Below are 223 nucleotides of genomic sequence, written 5' to 3' on the forward strand. Positions count from 1 at the left end.
TCCCACCTGACCCCATGCCGAACTCAGAAGTGAAACGCCGTAGCGCCGATGGTAGTGTGGGGTCTCCCCATGCGAGAGTAGGGAACTGCCAGGCATCAAATTACGTAGTGAACCGGGGCATTAAACCGGTGGTTACAGAAGTATTCGGTGGAGCGGTAGTTCAGTCGGTTAGAATACCTGCCTGTCACGCAGGGGGTCGCGGGTTCGAGTCCCGTCCGTTCCG

The 223-nt window shown here is 57.8% G+C and carries 1 tRNA gene and 1 rRNA gene; both read left to right on the forward strand.

The features are described 5' to 3' along the window. Window positions 1-94 (forward strand): 5S ribosomal RNA (rrf, locus tag WFO70_RS22415); the annotation flags it as partial. 55 nt (window positions 95-149) lie between these two features. Continuing rightward, window positions 150-223, forward strand: a tRNA-Asp gene (locus WFO70_RS22420).

This window comes from Leclercia sp. AS011 (assembly GCF_037152535.1).
Lineage (GTDB): Bacteria > Pseudomonadota > Gammaproteobacteria > Enterobacterales > Enterobacteriaceae > Enterobacter.